17 protein-coding genes are annotated in these 21,480 nt (G+C 35.0%); 10 read left to right on the forward strand and 7 right to left on the reverse strand.

Annotated features, from left to right (window positions below; genetic code table 11):
- Positions 1 to 148: 148 nt before the first annotated feature.
- Positions 149 to 1,573 (forward strand): hypothetical protein, encoded by a 1,425-nt coding sequence (locus VB776_RS02905; protein ID WP_323325847.1) that lies wholly within the window; start codon positions 149 to 151, stop codon positions 1,571 to 1,573.
- A gap of 73 nt (positions 1,574 to 1,646) precedes the next feature.
- Here the strand turns inward: VB776_RS02905 and VB776_RS02910 are convergent, their stop codons facing one another.
- From VB776_RS02910 to VB776_RS02925, 4 genes are all read right to left on the reverse strand, one after another.
- A complete protein-coding gene (locus tag VB776_RS02910) occupies positions 1,647 to 2,393 on the reverse strand; it encodes a succinate dehydrogenase/fumarate reductase iron-sulfur subunit (protein WP_323256764.1) in 747 nt (248 codons plus the stop codon).
- 72 nt (positions 2,394 to 2,465) lie between these two features.
- Positions 2,466 to 2,822, reverse strand: a complete 357-nt coding sequence (locus tag VB776_RS02915; RefSeq protein WP_323325849.1) for a four helix bundle protein — start codon at positions 2,820 to 2,822, stop codon at positions 2,466 to 2,468.
- A 101-nt stretch (positions 2,823 to 2,923) separates the two neighbouring features.
- Positions 2,924 to 4,906 carry a fumarate reductase/succinate dehydrogenase flavoprotein subunit gene (locus VB776_RS02920; RefSeq protein WP_323325851.1) on the reverse strand — a complete coding sequence of 661 codons (1,983 nt, stop codon included), beginning with the start codon at positions 4,904 to 4,906 and terminating at the stop codon, positions 2,924 to 2,926.
- A 102-nt stretch (positions 4,907 to 5,008) separates the two neighbouring features.
- A complete protein-coding gene (locus VB776_RS02925; protein ID WP_323325853.1) occupies positions 5,009 to 5,680 on the reverse strand; it encodes a succinate dehydrogenase cytochrome b subunit in 672 nt (223 codons plus the stop codon).
- Positions 5,681 to 6,071: 391 nt separating this feature from the next.
- Between VB776_RS02925 and VB776_RS02930 the strand changes: the two genes are divergently transcribed.
- A complete protein-coding gene (locus tag VB776_RS02930) occupies positions 6,072 to 8,927 on the forward strand; it encodes a T9SS type B sorting domain-containing protein (protein ID WP_323325855.1) in 2,856 nt (951 codons plus the stop codon).
- Positions 8,928 to 9,142: 215 nt separating this feature from the next.
- Here VB776_RS02930 and VB776_RS02935 read toward each other — a convergent pair whose 3' ends face one another.
- A complete protein-coding gene (locus VB776_RS02935; RefSeq protein WP_323325857.1) occupies positions 9,143 to 12,202 on the reverse strand; it encodes a PVC-type heme-binding CxxCH protein in 3,060 nt (1,019 codons plus the stop codon).
- A gap of 431 nt (positions 12,203 to 12,633) precedes the next feature.
- Between VB776_RS02935 and VB776_RS02940 the strand changes: the two genes are divergently transcribed.
- The 4 genes from VB776_RS02940 (at position 12,634) to porD (ending at position 16,169) form a co-directional block, all read left to right on the forward strand.
- A complete protein-coding gene (locus tag VB776_RS02940) occupies positions 12,634 to 13,524 on the forward strand; it encodes an outer membrane protein assembly factor BamD (RefSeq protein ID WP_323325860.1) in 891 nt (296 codons plus the stop codon).
- A gap of 51 nt (positions 13,525 to 13,575) precedes the next feature.
- Complete coding sequence (locus VB776_RS02945) at positions 13,576 to 13,896, forward strand: DNA-directed RNA polymerase subunit omega (protein ID WP_184130359.1); 321 nt, start codon at positions 13,576 to 13,578, stop codon at positions 13,894 to 13,896.
- 118 nt (positions 13,897 to 14,014) lie between these two features.
- Entirely contained in the window at positions 14,015 to 15,235 is a 1,221-nt protein-coding gene (gene coaBC, locus VB776_RS02950; protein ID WP_323325864.1) for a bifunctional phosphopantothenoylcysteine decarboxylase/phosphopantothenate--cysteine ligase CoaBC, read from the forward strand.
- Positions 15,225 to 16,169, forward strand: coding sequence for a type IX secretion system protein PorD (gene porD, locus VB776_RS02955; RefSeq protein WP_323325866.1), 945 nt, complete (start codon positions 15,225 to 15,227; stop codon positions 16,167 to 16,169). The genes coaBC and porD overlap by 11 nt, the downstream gene beginning before the upstream one ends.
- A 13-nt stretch (positions 16,170 to 16,182) precedes the next feature.
- Here the strand turns inward: porD and VB776_RS02960 are convergent, their stop codons facing one another.
- Both VB776_RS02960 and VB776_RS02965 read right to left on the reverse strand, forming a co-directional pair.
- Positions 16,183 to 16,995, reverse strand: coding sequence for an ion transporter (locus tag VB776_RS02960; RefSeq protein WP_323325868.1), 813 nt, complete (start codon positions 16,993 to 16,995; stop codon positions 16,183 to 16,185).
- Positions 16,996 to 17,114: 119 nt separating this feature from the next.
- Positions 17,115 to 18,896, reverse strand: coding sequence for an ABC transporter ATP-binding protein (locus tag VB776_RS02965; protein WP_323326111.1), 1,782 nt, complete (start codon positions 18,894 to 18,896; stop codon positions 17,115 to 17,117).
- 199 nt (positions 18,897 to 19,095) lie between these two features.
- Here VB776_RS02965 and nusB point away from each other — a divergent pair, with 199 nt between their 5' ends.
- The 4 genes from nusB to yajC all read left to right on the forward strand — a co-directional run bounded on the left by nusB (position 19,096) and on the right by yajC (position 21,437).
- Positions 19,096 to 20,253 (forward strand): transcription antitermination factor NusB, encoded by a 1,158-nt coding sequence (gene nusB, locus VB776_RS02970; protein WP_323325870.1) that lies wholly within the window; start codon positions 19,096 to 19,098, stop codon positions 20,251 to 20,253.
- A 68-nt stretch (positions 20,254 to 20,321) separates the two neighbouring features.
- Complete coding sequence (locus VB776_RS02975; protein WP_184130374.1) at positions 20,322 to 20,621, forward strand: YtxH domain-containing protein; 300 nt, start codon at positions 20,322 to 20,324, stop codon at positions 20,619 to 20,621.
- Between the two features lie 28 nt (positions 20,622 to 20,649).
- Positions 20,650 to 21,090, forward strand: coding sequence for a DUF1573 domain-containing protein (locus VB776_RS02980; protein ID WP_323325872.1), 441 nt, complete (start codon positions 20,650 to 20,652; stop codon positions 21,088 to 21,090).
- Positions 21,091 to 21,122: 32 nt separating this feature from the next.
- Positions 21,123 to 21,437 carry a preprotein translocase subunit YajC gene (gene yajC / locus VB776_RS02985; protein WP_184130379.1) on the forward strand — a complete coding sequence of 105 codons (315 nt, stop codon included), beginning with the start codon at positions 21,123 to 21,125 and terminating at the stop codon, positions 21,435 to 21,437.
- Positions 21,438 to 21,480: the final 43 nt, after the last annotated feature.

A 21,480-nucleotide genomic window follows, 5' to 3' on the forward strand; every position in this document is an offset into this window, starting at 1 on the left:
ATATAGTGTTAAATGATGTTAAAAAGAGTTGATTTTAGATGAAAATATAGTTTGTCGAACTAGAATTCAATGTTTTTTTACTAGTTTCGTCCAATTCTAAAGACTATCATAAATAAAATTCTATATAATAAACTTAAATTAAGTTCTAATGACCAAGTTCAAATTGTTGTTTACACTATCTATCATAGTGCCTATTTTAATGTTACTTACTTTTCTCACTTACTACAAACGTTTTCCTACAGGTGATGATGCTTGGTTTGCCGAAGAGACTTACTGGCTTTTAAAGGATGGCGTTATTCGCTCTGAATTTTTTCGTGGTTTGTTAGGCTGGGAAAAACAATTTTTCGTAAGTCATAAACTATTCTTATGTTTTGGAAGCCTGATGATGTGGCTTGGAGGAAATTCATTGTATGTACTCAAAGCCACAAGCTTACTCTTTTTGGGTTTATTGATATTTTTATTCAAAAGATACATTGCTTTTCGTCAGCTAGAAAAAACTTCATTCTACATTGTGCTTTTTTTATTATTCTCAAACACACTTATCATTAAAATGAGTTTTGAGTATCGTCCAGAAGTAATGATGATGACTTTGGGCTTTGCTTCGTATTTACTTATCCAATATCAGCAGAAGTACTTGGTTGCTTTGGGAGGAGTATTGTCAGGAATGGCTTTGCTATGCCACCTAAATGGTATAATCTATGTGATTGCTGGTTTTTTTATGCTTTTCTTCAATGAAAAAAAGATAAACGCTTTAGTTTTTGGTGTCTTTGCTACGCTAACCAGTATATTTTATTTTTATGATATATGGCAAGCAAATGGTTTTGATACTTGGCTATATCAATTCAGAAATGACCCCGCCACCCAGAATGCTTTTGGGTTAGTAGATAAACTAAAAGTAATGCTAAGTTTTCCTAGCATTTTCTTTAAATCACCACAAGAGATGGCAATTTCTATTTTATTAATAGCATTTTGTTGGACTTACAAAAAAAGCTTAAATCAATTGCCTCGTAATTTAATCACCTATACCATTGTTTTAGTAATATCATTTTGGTTGATAACAAAACGAGCTAGTGGATTATATGAAATGTTATTTATTCCAACAATGATGGCTCTGATTATTGAACTATTTAGTTTTACAGAGAATAAACCAAACGTTAATTTATCAAAGCCGATACTTTTTGCTTTCGTTGTGTACTTCATTATTGGTTTTGTAGGAATCATTCAGCTAATTTCTAAAATTAATTCCAAACCATATTTACCAGAAAAGTATGCTAAATTAAGAAAATTTATTCCTGCAAAATCGAAAGGTTTAGTACCACTTCAATTCTTTTTCAATGAATATGAAAATCACGAAAGTTTACTTTGCTTTGAAAATTTTGTTTTTCAATTAGCACAGTCCAAATTACAAGCCAATGCTGAATCTCTTGCAGATTGGGCAAAAAAGAACAAGGTTGAATTTATTCTATTTGATTACAAGCACAATAAAGCTAAATTTTTTCCTCATGCAAAAGCAGTGTTAAAAGGTTATAAACTTGTTTATTTTGATGAAGATTTTGCTATCTACATTCAGTAGGAAAAGTAAAAACAAATCCCCATTTACCAAGATTGTTCAGGTAAATGGGGATTTAACTATTTTAAGCGAAATCTTATTTAGAAGAAAGTACTGCTCCGTAATATTCACGGTTCATGCGTGCAATGTTTTCTAATGAAATGCCTTTTGGACATTCAGCCTCACAAGCACCAGTGTTTGTACAAGCACCGAAACCTTCAATATCCATCTGAGCAACCATGTTTTCTGCACGAATTGTACGTTCAGCTTGTCCTTGTGGAAGTAAAGACAATTGTGAAATTTTTGCTGAAGTAAACAACATTGCTGAAGCATTTTTACAAGCTGCAACGCAAGCACCACAACCAATACAAGCAGCCGCTGCGAAAGCATCATCAGCATCTGGTTTTGGAATAGGCAAAGAGTTTGCATCTTGAGCATTACCCGTGTTTACCGAAATATATCCACCAGCAGAAATAATGCGGTCGAATGAAGAACGGTTTACTGCTAAATCTTTTACGATTGGGAATGCTTTGGCTCTCCAAGGTTCTACCGTAATAGTATCACCATCTTTGAAGCTCCTCATGTGAAGCTGACAAGTAGTAACACCTTTGTTTGGCCCATGTGGTTGACCATTGATATACATTGAACACATACCACAAATACCTTCACGGCAATCGTGGTCGAAAGCTACTGGAGTTTCGCCTTCATTGATAAGACGCTCGTTTAATACATCGAACATCTCTAAGAATGACATATCTTCAGAGATGCCTTTTACATCGTATTGCTGAAAATTGCCTTCGCTATTTGCATTTTTCTGACGCCAAACCTTTAGCGACAAATTCATATTTCCTTCCATTTCTGAATCAATTTGAAGATTTGAAAATTTGAAGATTTGAAAATGAATCATTAAAATTTTTTAATGATTCATTTTTGAGCTACTAATTATTCTTGATAGTATTCGAATAATTTGAGTTAATTCTTCAATGATAATTTGTTCTGGTTGCGGGTAGGATTCTGATAACTCACAAAGTTTTAGCCAATATGTTACTTCGTCGGCTTCTTTAGCGGCAATTTTTATCTTGTGAATAAAGTCTGCTTTACTTTCTGAATTCTGAGCTTCCCAAACATTTGCTCCAATAGATGTTCCTGCTCTCAATAATTGTTTAGCAATAACAAATTTTCTATTGGTTTCTAATATCTCACTGAATTTGATGATTTGAATTGAAAACAAAAGCGTTTTGCTTACAATAAGATTTTCTTTGTCGTTTCGCATAAAGTGTAGTTTTTGTTTAAAGTATTTTTATGCTAAAATAAAAATTTGCCTTTAATTTTTAAACTAAACACTTCTAAAACTTTCATTTTCAAATCATCAAATTATTTGTAACTTCTTTGAGCAATCTTAATATTCTCATACACCAATTCTTCTTTGTGTAATTCAAATTTAGAATCGCCTTTGTATTCCCAAGCTGCTACGTAAGCGTAGTTTTCGTCGTCACGAAGAGCTTCACCTTCCTCTGTTTGGTATTCTTCACGGAAGTGACCACCACAAGATTCGTTACGATTCAAGGCATCAATACACATTAATTCTCCTAATTCGATAAAGTCAGCTACACGAGTTGCTTTCTCTAATTCAGGGTTAAATTCATCTGCATCGCCCGGAATACGTACATCCGACCAGAATTGTTTTTTGATTTCTTGGATTTCAGCAATCGCTTCTTTCAGACCTTTTTCGTTACGAGCCATTCCACATTTATCCCACATAATTAAACCTAATTTTTTGTGGAAATAATCAACAGATTTTGTGCCTTTAATAGACATCAATTTGTTGATAGTATCTTGAACAGCTTTTTCAGCAGCAACGAATTCAGGAGCGTCAGTTGGAATTGCTTTTGTACGAATGTCACCAGACAAGTATGAACCAATAGTGTAAGGAATTACAAAGTATCCATCTGCCAAACCTTGCATCAAAGCAGAAGCCCCCAATCGGTTAGCACCGTGGTCAGAGAAGTTAGCTTCACCCAAGGCATAAAGACCTGGAACTGTTGTCATTAAGTTATAATCAACCCAAAGTCCGCCCATTGTGTAGTGAACCGCAGGATAAATACGCATTGGTACTTCATAAGGGTCTTCACCAGTAATTTGTTTGTACATGTCAAACAAGTTACCATATTTCTCTTTCACTACTTCTTTACCCATTACTTGCAACTCTTCAGTTGTAGCATTGTGCATACCTTTTTTTGTGGCTTCACCACGACCATAACGTAAGATAGCCGCAGCGAAGTCAAGGTAAACCGCCTTTTTAGAAGCACCTACACCATAACCTTCATCACAACGCTCTTTGGCTGCACGTGAAGCAATATCACGAGGAACTAAGTTACCGAATGCAGGATAACGACGTTCTAAGTAATAATCACGCTCATCTTCAGGAATTTGTACTGCTGGACGATTATCGTCTTTCTTTTTAGGCACCCAAATACGACCATCGTTACGCAATGATTCAGACATCAAAGTCAATTTCGATTGGTGGTCGCCTGATACAGGAATACAAGTTGGGTGAATTTGTGTATAGCAAGGGTTTCCGAAGAACGCACCTTTTTTGTGGGCTTTCCAAGCAGCAGTAACGTTAGAGCCCATTGCGTTAGTAGATAAGTAGAATACGTTTCCGTATCCACCAGTACCCAATAATACAGCGTGACCAAAATGACGTTCTAATTTACCTGAAATCAAATCACGAGCAATGATACCACGAGCTTTGCCGTCAATCATTACTACGTCCATCATTTCGTGGCGAGTAAATAATTCTACATTACCTAAACCAACTTGGCGTTGTAAAGCAGAATAAGCACCCAATAATAATTGTTGACCAGTTTGTCCTGCTGCATAAAAAGTACGTTGTACTTGTGTACCACCGAAAGAACGGTTAGATAACAAACCACCATACTCACGAGCGAAAGGTACACCTTGAGCCACACATTGGTCGATGATATTACCAGATACTTCAGCTAAACGATGAACGTTGGCTTCACGTGCACGGTAGTCTCCACCTTTGATAGTATCATAAAAAAGACGGTAAACAGAGTCACCATCATTTTGGTAGTTTTTAGCAGCGTTAACACCACCTTGTGCGGCGATAGAGTGCGCACGACGAGGAGAATCCTGGAAACAGAAAGCCTTAACTTTATATCCCATTTCTGCTAAAGAAGCTGCCGCAGAAGCACCAGCTAATCCAGTTCCTACAACAATGATTTCAATATTTCGCTTGTTTGCGGGGTTTACCAAGGGTACAGTAGAACGGAATTTTGTCCATTTCTCTTGTAATGATCCCCCCGGTATTTTAGCATCTAATTTAGTTGACATAATTTTTTATTAAGAATTATGAATTGTTAATAATAAGATGGAATGATTAAAAGATATGATGTTTATAAAAGTTTATCTTATAAAATCATATTCGTTTCTTCATTATGCAATCCATCCGAAATGCATTGCAATTGGCATTGCTGCGAAAATAATAGGAACAATAATTGAAAAACCAGTTCCTAAAGATTTAATGAATGGAGTATATTTCGGGTGATTCCAGCCCATTGTTTGGAAAGCACTCTGAAAACCATGTAATAAATGGTATCCTAAAGAAATACAACCGAAAACATACACAACTACAACAATTGGATTTTGGAAAACTTCTATCATTTCAGCATATAAAGTTTTTTCTCCACTTGTAATTACATCCGTAAAGCGACTAACTACCCAAAAATGACGAAGGTGAATAATTAGGAAAATCAATAATAAAGTACCTAATAAACCCATCGAACGTGAGTACCAAGTAGAATTAGCTTCTCCTTTTACAACGGCATACTTTACAGGACGTTTCTCTGAATTTGACTTCCAAAGCATTAATCCATCCACAATGTGGATAAGAAAGCCTAACATTAAGCCAACTTCCGACGCTCTAATAAGCCAGTTGTGAGCCATAAATTCTGCGGCTTCATTGAAAGTTTCACCACCGTCGTTTAAAAAAATACAAGCATTGATTCCACAGTGTACAACAAGAAAGGCGATTAACGACAATCCGGTGATGGCCATCAGTAGTTTTCTACCCAGTGAACTCGTTAGTGTTTTTGTTACCCAAGACATCTTTTAATTGTTTTAGTTATCAGTAAAATGGTTAATAGTTTTAGGTTAATAGATAATGATGATGGGTGAATTCATTTTTTCAAAGATGAAATATCACTAATAATCAATATCCAGTAATTTAAAACTAAATATCCTCCCCCAAAACTACGACCCAAACGATTGTCTATCAAATTATCTATCACTTTTTAGCAATTATTTATAATGTTTTTACGTTTTTTTACAATAAAATAAGACTTAGACCTTGTTTTTATTGTTAAAGATTAATTTTGAAGAGCCTTCCTGCTGGCTCTTGTGATTTAACTTAATGTTCGAATTTTTGTTTCGTTAGTTAGCAAAAAAAATAATACATAACTTGTGGGCAAATCATCCGAATTTTACATTCTAAATTTTTATGAGATTTAAACAATTATACCTTTTCGTAATAGGCTTCTTTTTGGTTTTTTCCACTACTGAGTCTTTCGCAACACACATGAGAGGAGGAGAAATTTCTGTCAAAAGAATTTCATCTTCGTCTTTTACTTACGAATTCACACTCACAATTTATTGCGATTTAAATACTGGATTTAGAGCTTGGCAAGACCAAAGAGATGCCTCTTTTTGTTTTGGCGATGGCATCGGAAGTATCAGAGCACCCCGTATCAATGGTGGAGGTAATGGGGAAGACATAGGTAATGGAATTGGGAAAGGTATTTACAAAGCAATTTATACTTATTCGGGAGCGGCAGATTATAAAGTAACTGTGGCAATTTCAAATAGGAACCAAGGTGTTAGAAATATCGGTGGGGCTTCGGATGCAGTAGCTTTTTATGTAGAAACAATTTTTAAAGTAAATCCGGGTTTAGGACTGAATTCAACACCAATTTTATTAAACCCAGCGGTTGATTTAACAGCTGTTGTTGGACAAAAGTTTATCCATAATCCCAATGCGATTGATGTAGATGGGGATAGTTTAGCGTATCGTCTTACTTTCTGTAGAAGAGGTGACCAAGATAACTGTACTGATAGAAGAGGTGATGCCGTTCCTGGTTTTCGCCAGCCAAATGAAGTAGCAACTACGCCAAGTAGTTTTTCTATCAATGCCCTTACAGGTGATTTAATTTGGGATGTTCCTCAAGAAATAGGTTTGTATAACTGTGCTTTTTATGTAGAAGAATGGCGAAATGGCGTATTGATTTCAATTACTGAAAGAGATATGCAAATTGAAGTAAAAGATGCCGACAACAAACCTCCAGTTATTAAAATACCTGAAGATATTTGTGTGGAAGCAGGAACACTCATTAATGAAACGATTACGGCAACGGATACGCCTTCTAATTCTGGAAGAGTAGATAATTTGACGATACTTTCAACGGGAGCAGTTTATAGATTACCAGATGGTACTACTTTTATTGGCGCACCGTATGCAACATTTACTTCAACGCCTAACCAAGCATCGCCCGCTTCTGGTAGATTTGTTTGGCAAACGGGTTGTAATCATATCCGAGAAGAACCTTATGATGTACTTTTTAAAGTACAAGATTTACCGAAGAGTGCACTTATCCCTAGTTTAGTCGATAGTAAAATTTGGAAGATTAGAATCGTTGCTCCTAGAATTAAAAACCTCAAAGCAACTGGCGATGCAGGAAATAAAACGATGACTTTAACTTGGGATAGTTATACTTGTCAGAATGCTGGTTCTGAAATTGTTATTTATCGTAAAGAAGGCTGTACTGCTTACACACCTGATAAATGTGTTACTGGCTTACCTGCAAACTTGGGTTATGTAGAAGTAGCAAGAGTACCTGTTTCAGCAACAAGTTATGTAGATAACAACTTAAAACGGAATACAGATTACAGTTACAGAACAGTAGTCGTATTTACAAATGGTATCAATAAGGCTGAAAGCATTGTTTCAGACCAAGCTTGTGCTAATTTACCCATTCAAATGTCAGTCATGACAAATGTTTCAGTTGATAGAACAGATGCAACAAATGGTGAAATTACAGTTAAATGGACTCGTCCATTGGGACTTGATAAAAATGCGTTTAAAGGCCCATATCAATATCGTTTGTTCAGAGCAACAGGTTTGAATGGAACAAACTTTGCACAAATTTCTCCAAACATTAATACAGACTTGTCAGCAAATGCAGATACTATTTTTGTTGATAAAGGCTTGAATACTACAGCAAATGCTTATAATTATCGCATTGCATTTTATTATACAAGTAACACTGGTTTAACTTTGTTAGATAGCACAGATAAAGCAAGTAGCGTTCGTTTATCAGCAACACCCGATAAGAAAACAGTACGATTATCTTGGCAAGCTGTTGTACCTTGGAGAAATGAAAATCAAATTCATCGGGTTTATCGTGAAACTCGTTCAGGTTCAGGAGTATTCAACCGTATTGCTGATGTGCCAGTAACTTCGGCAAGTACATTTGCCTTTACTGATACTGGTGCTGATACTTATGCAGCTGATGGTGTGGCAATTGCCACAATGTCGCAAGATTCTACTTATTGTTATAAAGTAGAAACTGTTGGTACTTATGGTGATGCTAGAATCAAACCAGATTTGTACTATAATTTCTCGCAAATTATTTGTGCAACACCATTGAGTGATATTGTTCCTTGTCCACCGCAATTGACGATTGATATACTTGATTGTGAAAAATATACAAAGGACAATCTAAATTGTGATTTAACATCTTTCGAAAATAAACTTACTTGGACGAATCCAGATAAATCTGCTTCGGGAAGTGATTGTACGAAGGACATCGTAAAATATACTATTTATTATGCAGAACGTTCGGATGCTACCTTTGCGAAAGTAGGAGAAGTAACGAGTCCAACGCCACCTTTGCAGACTTTTACGCACATAAAAAATGATTCATATTTAGGTTGTTATTATATAACAGCTACAGATAAATATGGTACAGAAAGTGCGCCAAGCAATACAGTTTGTAAGGATAATTGTCCAAGTTTTGAATTACCAAATGTATTTACACCAAATGGAGATGGAAAGAATGATGTTTTCCAAGCAATAAGATGTCCACGATTTGTACAGAACCTAACCTTTAGCGTTTATAACCGTGCCGGACAAAAAGTATATGATTATACTGGTCCAAAATTATCTTGGAATGGCACTGATACAAATGGAAAAGAATTGCCAGTCGGTACTTATTTCTATAATGCTGAAGTGAAATTCTTAATGTTAGATCCTAGCTATCCAACGGTTAAATTAAAAGGCTGGATAGAGTTATTGAGATAAGTTTTCGAAATATCAATATAAAAAAGGCTTGACGCAATTACGCATCAAGCCTTTTTTTGTTAATAAAGGGAAAGAAATTAGACTTTGTTTTTTGATAGAATAATTAAGGAAACTGTATAAAAACAAATACGGCTTGAAACAATAGATGTCTCAAACCGTACTTATCTTAATTTTAAAACTCAAAGTTGCTAATAACTCACAGCTTAAAGCTTTGCTTATTTTCTCTTCAAGCTAGTCAAAAACTCTACTAAGTCAACAGCTTCTTCTTTACTCATTCCATCCATTAATCCTGTTGGCATCATTGAATTATTCATCATTTTCATGGACTTTACAGCACTTGTTTTAATGTTTTGAACAATTCCGCCAGGCATTTTTAAGCTGATGTCAGTTTCGGTTTTTGAAGCAATGATACCACTCATCGTAGAACCATCTTTCATTTTTAAATCCCAACCTTCGTAACCAAAACCAATACCTGCATCTGGAAACATAATGGCTAAATACTGACCATCTTTGCCTAATTTAGAACCAATTTCAGAAAGTTTTGGACCAAAATCCATGCCTTCGCCATTTACTTGATGGCATACGGAACAATTTGCTGCAAAAACCGCCGCTCCTTTTTTAACATCACCTTTCAAAGTAACCAATTCTGCCACTGGAGGAAGTTTTTTATTCGTACTGGTTGAATTTCCTAAATACTTAGAAGCTTCAATACGAACATTCCTACGCCATGCTTTACTTACTCCCTCCACGGCAAATGGAATAAAATCTTTTTGAATTTTATTTTCTTTCAAATAAGCTAAAATCAAATTCTGACCATTGTCGCTATCACCCATTGCACGAGTAGCTTCACGACGAATGGTCATTGAACGAGTTTTGTCTGACATTATCGTTTTGATAATATCAATCGAAGTCTGACCTCCGTTTGATTTAATGCCATTTAATAACTGAATCGCTAAGGTTTCTTTTTTAGGGTCGTTAATCGTTTGTTTTACAATCATCAAACCTTCAGGCGATTTAATCAAAGCTTCAGCCGCTTGGCGGGGCATTTCTCCTTTACTTACCATGCTCATTAAGCGTGGGTTTTCTTCTGGCAACAAGTATTTTGTTTGTAATTCTAAATACTCTTTCCCATTCAAACTAGCCAATAATCTACTTAATGATTGTTTGGCTAATGGAGAAGTTTTTACGAAATCTACATCCAAATGATTTAAAGCAAGTTTGTTGATTTCATTTTGTTCAGGAGAATTTCCTTTCAATAATGATAATAAAGTCTCCGATTTTTCTTTGCCTTTAATAAAATCAAAGGCTCTGAAATAACGTAAACGCTCTTTTAAACTGATATGAGAATCTGTCGCTAAACTTGCAAGAAATCTTACACTTTCATTCGTTCTTGCACGCCAAACGATGTCTCTACTAGCAGGAGTTGAGGTTGGGTCTGATACTTTTTTAAGATATGCCGAAAAACAAGCGTCCCAATTATCAGAAGCACCAATGCCTAATGCTTCAAGATACCAGCGGTCTTTACCATCATACTTGGTGGCTAAGTCAGCCCAAATACTGGCAACTTCAGTAGAAGTATTTCCGTGTAAAGCAATGGCACATTCTCTTAGAATTTGCGGGTCGTTGCTTTTTGCTAATTGTTTTACGTAGTCTAATACATTTAACTTCAACTGGCGAGCTGCTCTTAAACCTGCAATTTTAATGTCTGGATTGGCATCAGCAAGGGCAATTTCTACATATTTTTTACTATCAACAATTTTACACAAAGCCCAAAATGCACGTGCTTTCATTCTTTGATTACCCGAATTCCAAAGTTTTAATAGTTCAGGCTCTGCACTTTTCCCAAATTTGGTAAGAGCTTCCCAAGCTAAATAACGACTAGCAATATTTGGACTTTGTAAAGCAAAAACTGCTCCTTGTACTTTTGAAAAATCAAGAACTGGAGCGTAATAAGGCGTATGTTTAGGGGCAATTCTATAGATTCTACCACGAGTTTGGTCGCCTGCTTGGTGTCCACCAACGCCTGGGTCGTACCAGTCTGCAACGATTAACGAGCCATCTGGAGCAACGCAAACATCAGCAGGACGGAACCATTGGTCTTTTTCTTGCTTCATGATGTTTACAATATCAGCAGAGTAACCAGCACCAGATTTTTGAACTGGATAAGAACGTACCACATTATGACCCGGTTCGCAGTGAATCATTTGTCCTTGAAATGTACTTGGTAACAAATTACCTTCATAGACAATCATTCCTGTTGGTGAACCAGAACCTGTTTGTAAAAGATTTGGTACAGTTCCCGGATCATTCAAATGCCAGTGGCGTCTTGAAATTTCCTCTTCAATATTGGTACGATTACTTGGCCAAGAAGCATGCGTAATAGCATCTTTGTAGCCATAATCGCCATAATCCATTACATAATTGATTCTCACACCTTTATTGCCATCATCGTCATTATCAGATTGCCACATCGTTCCATAAGAATCAACTGCTACTTCGTAATTATTTCTAAAGTTTTGTCCTAAGCATTCTACTTCAGAACCGTCTAAATTACAACGGAATACCATTCCTTCTTGATAATTCTTCGGAGAAATCTCTTTGCCAAATTGGTCTTTTACCACATTGCCAGCGGCATCTTTTAACTGACGACCTTCATTCCCAAAATTAAAGTATAGTTTACCATCTGGTCCAAATACAAAAGTGTGCATTCCGTGGTCATGCTGTTCGCCACCAATGCCTTGGAAGAGTATTTCTTTTTTATCCGCTTTATCGTCGCCATCAGTATCCGTCAATTTCCAAACATAAGGACTTTGCGAAACCAATACTACATTTCCTAAAACGGCAATACCCAAAGGTGCATTTAAAGAAGCATCTTGATAGAAAACCTTACTTTCATCAGCCTTGCCATCTCCGTCTTTATCTTCTAAAATAACAATTCTATCGCCTTCTTTTCTCGTCGGATTCAACGTGATATTCGGGCGATAATTATAAGCTTCTAATACCCAAACTCGTCCACGAGCATCTACATCAATATCTGTTGGATTAATCAACATTGGCTCAGTTGCAAAGGTTTTTACTTCTAAGCCGTCTGCCATTTTTACTCCTTCTAATGAATTATCAGGTAATCTTTTTTGAGTTTCTGACAATACAGAATCAACATAATGATTAATAAAACGGCTGGAAGGGGAGTTTTGATAAGCGGTTGTAAATAAAGCACCACCGATTAGAACTGCTGGAATTCCTAAACGGAGTTTTTTAGATAGTTTATTTGACATGGAAAAAATTGGTTTATGAAAAGGAATTGCTCAAATGCTTCATTGCAAAGCATCAATTGTTCATTTGTAATAATATAATGAATCCAAAAGTATGAAAAAAATAATACGAAATTGCACTCGCTTATACGGAATGAATAGTCTGAAAAACTGATAAATTTCAAAAGAGGTCTAATCTGTTCTATTTGAGGGTTTTTTCTTGAAATATTTTTTAGATAGGGCTTTATTGGGAATGAGTTTGAGGACGAAATACATTAAAGTGATGACATCTTCTTAAAATTGAAAAATATCAATTGTTAAAATTCGTTAAATCTTATCTTGATAGCATGTTTTAAGCAGTTTTAATGACGAAATTTGACTTTGCTTAATTATATGATTAACAAATACAAGTATTGATTTTCAAACTCCCAAAAATTACTTAACTTTGCGAACTTATGCAGAGAACTCACAAATTTTTATTATTCATACTGTTTGCTTTGACCCTCAGTGCGTGTAGCAATTTCGAAAAAATCAGAAAAATGACTGATGAAAAGAAAAAGTACGACGCTGCGATTCGTTTCTTCAAGAAAGGTCAGTACGATAAAGCAAGCATACTCTTTGAGGAATTGTTACCAATTTTAACGGGAACAGATCAACAGGAAATCGCTACTTTTTACCAAGCATATTGCGATTATCACACAGGTAATTACGAAATGGCTAATTTCCATTTCAAACGTTTTGCTGAAACTTTCGCCAGAAGTGAGCATTATGAAGAAGCTGTTTATATGTCGGCTTATGCTTTGTATAAAAATTCTCCGCAGTTCAATCTTGACCAAAGTGGAACAATAACAGCCATTAACGAGCTACAGAATTTTATTAATAATTATCCAGATAGTAAGTTTAGAGATGAAACTTCTGACTTAATTAAGGAATTAAGAAAGAAATTAGAGCAAAAAGCTTATGAAAAAGTAAAGCTTTATTATAAAACTAGTGAATTTAATATTGCTTCTTTGAAATCAGCCGTTATTGAAATTAACAATTTTCAAAAGGATTATCCAGATTCAGATTATAACGAAGAATTGGCATTTTTGAAAGTTCAATCACAATATGATTTAGCTCAAAGTACCATTGAAAGTAAACAAAAAGAGCGTTTTGATGATGCCATTAAGTTTTATCAAGATTTAGTGGATAAGTATCCTAAAAGTGATTTCTTGAAAAAGGCTGAAAAATTATATGACATCAGTTTTAAAGAAAGCGACAGAATTGCAAAACTTGAAGCCGAATACAAAGCCGCTAAAGAGAAATCTAATACTTCGAAGGTTGGTGCAGGCGACAAACAGAAGTAATCAGTATTTTATTGAAAACATTTAACAAGAAACAGTAGAACAACCAAAGATATGGCAACGAATCCATCAATTATTACCAGAGACGTAGATAAACTCGCTATCAAAGCAGGAGGAAATACGTATGAAGCCGTAGCAATCATCTCGAAACGTGCAAGACAAATCGCCTTGAAGTCTAAAGAGGAATTGAATAATAAATTATCAGAATTTGCTTCTTCAGTAGATAACTTAGAAGAAATTTTTGAAAACCGTGAGCAAATTGAAATCTCTAAATTCTATGAGCGTTTGCCAAAGCCAACGTCTTTAGCAATTGACGAATTCATGGAAGATAAATTCACTTTTGTTTTACCGAAAAATGAAGGTTCAGAAGAATAGATTTTTTCTTTAAGTATTTAATCAAAAAGGTCAGATGTTTTACATTTGACCTTTTTGATTTTGATTAAGTTTGTGCGACAAAACCAATGTTGAACGATAAAGAGGCAAAAAACAAATTATGCTTAAAAGTAAGAAAATAATAGTAGGTGTTTCAGGCAGTATTGCTGCTTACAAAATTGCTATTCTCACTAGACTTCTGGTGAAAGAAGGGGCAGAAGTAAAAATTGTAGTGACCGAAGCCGCCAAAGAATTTATTACGCCGCTTACTTTATCAACACTTTCAAAAAATCCAGTACTCTCATCTTTTGTAAAAGATGAAACTGGACAATGGAATAATCATGTAGATTTAGGACTTTGGGCTGATATTATACTCATAGCACCTGCTACAGCACATACTTTGGCAAAATGTGCGAATGGTATTTGTGATGATTTACTCACAGCAGTATATCTTTCTGCAAAATGTGAAGTAATGTTTGCTCCAGCAATGGATTTGGATATGTACATTCATCCAAGTACTGTATCGAATCTTGAAAAACTGAAATCTTACGGAAATCACATCATCAAATCTGGCTTTGGTGAACTGGCAAGCGGTTTAGTAGGAGAAGGAAGAATGGCTGAACCAGAAGAACTTCTAGCAATTTTAGAAAAATACTTCTCGGCAAATCCAGTTTTAAAAGAAAAAAAAGTACTAATTACCGCTGGACCGACTCAAGAAGCGATTGACCCAGTACGTTTTATCAGCAATCATTCTACAGGAAAAATGGGTTATGCAATCGCCGATAAATTGGCAAAAGCTGGAGCAAAAGTAACCTTAGTTAGTGGACAAGTAGCTCTGAAAAAACCAGACTCAAGCATCAATTTAGTAAAGGTACATTCAGCCGAAGAAATGTACCAAGCGTCTCAATCTAATTTTGAAGAATCTGACATTATCATTTTAGCCGCTGCTGTAGCAGATTATACGCCTGCGGTGGTAGCTGACAAGAAAATAAAAAAGAAAGAAGATACGTTTAGTATAGAACTCGTTAAAACGACAGATATTGCTAAAACTTTAGGTCAACAAAAGCGAGAAAATCAATTAATGGTTGGTTTTGCTTTGGAAACGGATAATGAAGTAGCTAATGCAAAAACTAAAATTCAATCTAAAAATCTGGACATGATTGTACTGAATTCTTTACAAGATTCAGGAGCAGGTTTTGGACATGATACCAATAAAATAAGTATTATTAAAAAAGATGATACAATCTTAGCATTTGATTTGAAATCAAAACAAGACGTTGCTCAAGATATAGTTAATGCCATTATTGAAGCCATTTCGAAAAATAATATTGATGAAAAATAACAATAAAAATAGACCTTTTTTGAAATTTACTCTTTTCATACTTTTGGCTGTGATGAGTACTTTGCTTGTTAGTACAAATGCTAATGCACAAGAAATCAATTGTAGAGTAAGTATTTCTACAGACCAAATTCAAGTAAATGAACAACGTGGAGCAACTCAGATTTATACAGAATTACAAAATGTAATGCAGGAGTTTTTGAATAATCGCCGTTGGACGAATGATAATTTTGCCCCAGAAGAAAAAATCAATTGTTCGTTAGCTGTAATTCTTACCAAAGCAACAGCCACTGGAGATTACGAAGCCAATGCACGTTTTCAGGTTACTCGTCCTGTTTATGGTACTGCTTATGAAACAGTACTTTTAAATTATATTGATAGAAATTTCGTATTTAAATACATTGCAGGTACGCCACTTACTTATAACGATAACAATTACAATGATAACCTCACCCAAATGTTAGCTTTCTACGCTTACATCGCTTTAGCATTTGATTATGACTCTTTTGAAAAAATGGGAGGATTAAATCATGCTCAAAAAGCCTTGAACGTTGTAAACTTAGCACAAAATGCTGGCGGAGGTTGGTCTTCTTCTAATGATATTCGTAATCGATATTGGGTTGCTGAAAATTTGTTGAATCAGCAATTACAAACACTTCGTGAAGGTTTTTATACGTATCATCGCTTGGCAATGGATAATTATGCCAGCGACCCAGCAAATAGTAGAAAACAAATAATTGAATACTTAAATACGATTAAACAAGTAAGTCAGAATCGTCCTGGACAAATTTGGTATCGCCTTTTCTTTGAAGCAAAATCAACTGAATTATTAAATATTTTTAGCGATGCACCATTAGACGAAAGAAAGAAAATAGTGCCATTACTTACTTCGCTAGATCCAACCAATTCTGAGGCATATCGAAAATTAAGTAAATAAGAGAGAAGAAAAATTAGTGCAGTTTTTCGCCACAGTGCGGGCAAAATTTCATGTTTTTATCTTCGTTTTTGTAAATTTTAATGTGCTCATTAAAACCTGAAACAAAAATACCCGTTGGCAAAGCAAACATTGCTACTCCAGCTACAGCTACAAAACCGCCCAATAATTTGCCAAGTGGTGTAATTGGATAAGTATCTCCATAACCTACCGAAGTAATGGTAGTAACTCCCCACCAAAGAGTAGCAGGAATGCTAGAAAACACTTTAGGTTGAGCCGAATTTTCGATGTAATACATCATAGAAGAGGAGATTAACAGAGTAAATAAAAAGAAGACAAAACTTAGAATTAGTTCTTCTCTTTTTTCTCTAAATACACTTTCTATTACTTTTAAAGCATGTACATATCTTGAAAATTTGAATAGTCTGAAAATTCTGAATAATCTTAGAATTCTAATTAAACCAGTATCAGAAGTGAAATTAGAAAGATAGAAAGGCATAATTGCCAGTAAGTCAACCAAAGCACCAGCCGAAAAAATATAACGTATCCTTCCCCAAACAGGATGTTGGTATTTTTCGTTTTCTACACAAACCCAAAGCCGAACGAAGTATTCTATCGTAAAGAAAACTACCGAGAAGTATTCGAAATCACTGAAGAAAATATCAAAATCATGCCTTAAACTTTTTACAGAATGTAAAATAATGGCAAAAGTATTCAAAGAAATCGTTGTTAATAAAATAGCGTTGAAAATAATAGAGGCAGTACTTTTTTTGCCTCGAGTCACCTCAAGTATTTTATAGATTTCTCTTCTTGACCAATTGCTCTCCATTCGATTAAAGGTTTTATGACAACATAAAATGACTTAGCGTATATAAAACGAAAGGCGTTTTTATAATTAAAATACTGTATCTCAAACTCAAAACTCAAAACTCATACATACTTACTTACTTACACTTCTTCTACTTGTAATTGCTTTTCGTAAAGTTCTTTGTAAGCATTATTCGCATTCATCAGTTCTTCATGCGAGCCTTGTTCAATGATATTGCCATCATCCAACATGATGATTTTATCGGCTAATTTTGCAGAAGATACTCTGTGTGAGATGATTACAGAAGTTCTCCCTTTCATGATTTCTTGGAGATTATTCAAAATCTGGTTTTCAGTTTTGGTATCTACCGCTGAAAGACAATCGTCTAAAATCAATATTTTAGGTTCACGGGCAATGGCACGAGCAATGGATAAACGCTGTTTTTGTCCACCAGAAAGCGTTACACCTCTTTCGCCCAAAACAGTATCAAAGCCTTCTGGAAAATCAATCACATTATTGTATAAATCTGCATCTTTTGCGGCTTTAATGATTTCCTCTTCACTCATTTCATTACTTCCAAAACGCACATTATTACGGATAGAATCAGAAAATAAGAACACATCTTGAGGTACATAACCAATTTGTGAACGATATTTATTTACGTTCAGGCTTTTGATGGGCAAACCGTCAATTTTGATTTCTCCTTCGTTGGCATCGTACATTCTGCAAAGCAAATTGGCGACGGTACTTTTTCCAGAACCTGTTGTACCAAGAATCGCTATTGATTCGCCAGCATTTATTGACATCGAGAAGTTTTTTAAAGCCACAATGCCAGAATCTGGATAAGTGAAAGTAACATTTTTTACTTCAATAGCTCCTTCAACTTCATGATTGATGTTTTCTTGAGAAGTAATATCAGTTTTTATTTCCAAAAACTCGTTAATTCTTTGCTGTGAAGCCGCCGCTCTTTGAATTTGTGAAGTTGTCCAACCCAAAGCAATCATTGGCCAAGTAAGCATATAAACGTACAAAATAAATTCTGTGATACTTCCAGCAGTCAATCGCCCAGCCATTACTTCCATGCCACCAACGTACACTACAATGACAGAACTTAAACCAGCCAACACTGAAACTAAAGGAGTAAACAACGAATCTACTTTTACTAAATCTAAAGATTTTTCACGGTAAACATTTGCTTGCTTGGTAAATGCTATCGTGGAAGGTTCTTCTTGAACAAATGCTTTGAGTACTCTAATGCCTGAAAATGCTTCTTGCGTAAACGTCGAAATTTTTGACAAATTCGCTTGAATTTGTTCAGATTTTCGCATGATAATCGTGTTGACAAAATAGATACTTCCCGACAAAAAAGGAACTGGCAATAATACATACCAAGTAAGTTTTTGATTGACAGAAAGCATATACCAAACTACAAGAATGAAAACAGAAATTAAGTTAAGTCCATACATCAAGCTTGGACCAACGTACATTCTTACTTTATTCACATCTTCCGAAATCCTTGCCATCAAATCGCCCGTGTTGTTTTTACGGTAAAAACTAAGTGGAAGTGTTTGGTAATGTTGATAAATTTCGTTTTTCAAATCAAACTCAATATGTCTGGACATTACAATGAGTGTTTGGCGAACTAGAAAAAGGAAAAAACCTTTCAATAATGCCAATACCAAAATCAACGAACCATACAATAGAATAGAAAATGCGAAGAATTCATAAACCATTTTTTGTGAAACAAATCCATCGTAAAGAAAATACAAGTCGATTGTTTCTTTCACTAAATCAAGGGCATAACGCACAATCTGAGCTGGAACAACACCAAAAAGATTGGAAATGAAAGTGAAAAGTGTACCCAAAATAAGGTACCATTTATATTTTAGGAAGTATTGATTAAGATGCTTTAGGGATTTCATATTTCGATAACCAATGGAAGAAAGTAAAGGTTTCATCCATTATGCACATTTGTATTCAGTAAAATTATGATTAAAATTGAAAATTTTGTGCTTGAATCGTGCTTTTTTCTTTAAAAAATACTAATTTTGCACCCTCTTTCAGCAAAGTAATTTACTTTGTTGGAGCTTCACTACCAAAACGTTCTTTCTAAATTACCCAATGGTAAACAGACGACTTCTCCGAACAAAGGCATTTCAAAGCCTTTATGCCTTCCGCCAAGCGGAACGTGCTGATTATCAGTTAGCATTCGATCAAATTGCTGATTCTTTTCTCCCAAATCTTGACTTAATGATTCCTAAAGAGCAACAAATGCTAAAGCTTGACGCTTTACGTAAGTTGGCTGAACAGCGTTTCGAGGAATTATTCAATTTGAAATCTACCAATGATGATATTCCTGCGGAAGCTAAAAATGCTGCTAGATTTGCACTTGAGTCATATAAAAGTTATGTAAAAAAAGATAAGGCTACAATTACTGATAATATGGTATCGGAAGTAGAAAGCGTTTATGATGCTTATCTTAAGATGCTTCAATTACTGTTGGAAATTACTGAAATTGCCGTTTGGGATGAGCAACGTCGTTTGGTTGAAACTGATCATCGTACTTCAAGATTGGCTAGAAACCAAGTATTGATTGCCTTGAAGAATCTACCAATGTTTACTACAGGAATTATAAGAAGTAATGCAAAATGGACGGAAGATGACCAGAATATGTTGCGTAAACTTTTCTTGGAAGCAATCTTGCCTGATACAACTTTCCAGTCGTACCTTCGTACAACCAAACATACTTTTGAAGAAGATTTGGCGTTGGTTCAGTATCTTGTAAAAACATTTGTATTGAAACATCACCTCATTGCTGATTATTTTGAGGAAAAAGACCTAAATTGGAACGAAAATAAAGATGTACTCAAAAGCCTTTGTGTAAAGACTTTCAAGATTGAAAAAGTGGAAGATTTGTTATTACAACCTTTAGCTTTAAATTGGGACGATGACAAACACTTTTTCGTAGATCTTTTTAATAATGTTTTGGATAACGATGAGTCTTACGAAAAACTCATCACCGACCAAACTAAAAACTGGGAAGGCGACCGTCTGGCAATGACAGATATGTTGATTCTTAAATTAGGTTTGGCAGAAATGATTCATTTTACCAGTATTCCTGTAAAAGTATCAATCAACGAATATATCGAATTGGCTAAAAATTATTCAACACCAAAATCGGGTCAATTTATTAACGGTTTGTTGGATGTACTTTCTCAGAAATTACAAAAAGAAGGAATCATTAGAAAATCTGGACGAGGCTTGATTGACAATAAATAAGCGTTTATTTGAGCCATGCCTTGTACTTATTCTATAAATTTGATTTTTAACCGATAACTTACAATACCATGAGTAAATCATCAAAAACATTTTGGGCATTCATGACAGGCGCTGCTGTTGGTGCTGCTTTAGGAATTTTATATGCACCCGATAAAGGTGAAAATACCCGTAACAAACTGTTTTATCAACTTCAAAAGTATCGTGACCAATTGCAAGGTTTAATTTCAGATTTGATTGATGGTAAAGAAATACCTGAAACAATGGCAAAATCTGAAGGTAAAAAAGTAGTGAACGAAGCACGTGAAAAAGCAGAACGTTTGTTGGAAGATGTGGAAAGCATGATGAGCCAGATTAAAGCTAAAGCCTAGTTTTGAATTCTATTCGAATATTCATCACATGAAAAAAGTAATCATCTTTGCATTAGGAATCAGTGTTTTTTTTGCTTGTCAAAATAAACAAAAAAGTGATAATCAATCAGTAGCAGAATCTGTTGCCGCATTACAACCAACAAGTGATAAATTTCCTGTTATGCAGGCAGACTCACAGTCGGTTGACTTAGGAGTAATTACTGAAGGCGACACCATCGTTCACATTTATAAATTTAGAAATACTGGCAATATGCCTTTGGTTTTAAGCAATGTGAATGCTTCTTGTGGTTGTACTACGCCATCGTATTCTACTACGCCAGTTGAACCAGGTGAGCAAGGTTTTATCAAAGTAAAATTTGATAGTAAAGGCAAAGAAGGAAAACTAAGCAAAACAGTAACTGCTCTTGCAAACACTAATCCAGCTGAAAATACTTTTTCTTTTAAAATAGAAGTATTAAAGAAGAAGTAAGAACCCAAAAATATTTAATCAAAAAAACAGATATGTTCAACAGTATTTTATTACAAGGAGCGTTTGGCGGAGGTGGTGCATCTTCTCTTTTATTAATCGGTGGAATGTTCGTAGTCATGTATTTTTTCATGATTCGTCCACAACAAAAAAAACAAAAAGATCAACAAGCTTATGTTGATGCGTTAAAAACTGGCGATAAAGTAGTAACAATTGGTGGTTTGCATGGAACTGTTACTTCTGTAAGAGAAAAAACAGTTGTATTAGAAGTAGATTCAAGCAAAGGAGTAAGAATGGTGTTTTTGAAAACAGCTATTTCTAAAGACTCTTCTGCACAAATTGGCGAATAAAATTTGTCATTTCCCTAATTAATGATGAGTATTTTATGAGAAA

It is taken from the genome of Arcicella gelida (genome assembly GCF_034931025.1).
GTDB lineage: Bacteria > Bacteroidota > Bacteroidia > Cytophagales > Spirosomataceae > Arcicella > Arcicella gelida.

Coding starts and splice junctions, on each gene's coding strand:
- VB776_RS02920 (WP_323325851.1), bottom strand. CDS start 4,906: ATGTCAACTAAATTAGATGCTAAAATACCGGGGGGATCATTACAAGAG.
- yajC (WP_184130379.1), top strand. CDS start 21,123: ATGTTCAACAGTATTTTATTACAAGGAGCGTTTGGCGGAGGTGGTGCA.
- VB776_RS02945 (WP_184130359.1), top strand. CDS start 13,576: ATGGCAACGAATCCATCAATTATTACCAGAGACGTAGATAAACTCGCT.
- VB776_RS02965 (WP_323326111.1), bottom strand. CDS start 18,896: ATGAAATCCCTAAAGCATCTTAATCAATACTTCCTAAAATATAAATGG.
- nusB (WP_323325870.1), top strand. CDS start 19,096: ATGGTAAACAGACGACTTCTCCGAACAAAGGCATTTCAAAGCCTTTAT.
- VB776_RS02935 (WP_323325857.1), bottom strand. CDS start 12,202: ATGTCAAATAAACTATCTAAAAAACTCCGTTTAGGAATTCCAGCAGTT.
- VB776_RS02905 (WP_323325847.1), top strand. CDS start 149: ATGACCAAGTTCAAATTGTTGTTTACACTATCTATCATAGTGCCTATT.
- VB776_RS02980 (WP_323325872.1), top strand. CDS start 20,650: ATGAAAAAAGTAATCATCTTTGCATTAGGAATCAGTGTTTTTTTTGCT.
- VB776_RS02940 (WP_323325860.1), top strand. CDS start 12,634: ATGCAGAGAACTCACAAATTTTTATTATTCATACTGTTTGCTTTGACC.
- VB776_RS02925 (WP_323325853.1), bottom strand. CDS start 5,680: ATGTCTTGGGTAACAAAAACACTAACGAGTTCACTGGGTAGAAAACTA.
- VB776_RS02930 (WP_323325855.1), top strand. CDS start 6,072: ATGAGATTTAAACAATTATACCTTTTCGTAATAGGCTTCTTTTTGGTT.
- VB776_RS02910 (WP_323256764.1), bottom strand. CDS start 2,393: ATGAATTTGTCGCTAAAGGTTTGGCGTCAGAAAAATGCAAATAGCGAA.
- VB776_RS02975 (WP_184130374.1), top strand. CDS start 20,322: ATGAGTAAATCATCAAAAACATTTTGGGCATTCATGACAGGCGCTGCT.
- coaBC (WP_323325864.1), top strand. CDS start 14,015: ATGCTTAAAAGTAAGAAAATAATAGTAGGTGTTTCAGGCAGTATTGCT.
- VB776_RS02915 (WP_323325849.1), bottom strand. CDS start 2,822: ATGCGAAACGACAAAGAAAATCTTATTGTAAGCAAAACGCTTTTGTTT.
- porD (WP_323325866.1), top strand. CDS start 15,225: ATGAAAAATAACAATAAAAATAGACCTTTTTTGAAATTTACTCTTTTC.
- VB776_RS02960 (WP_323325868.1), bottom strand. CDS start 16,995: ATGGAGAGCAATTGGTCAAGAAGAGAAATCTATAAAATACTTGAGGTG.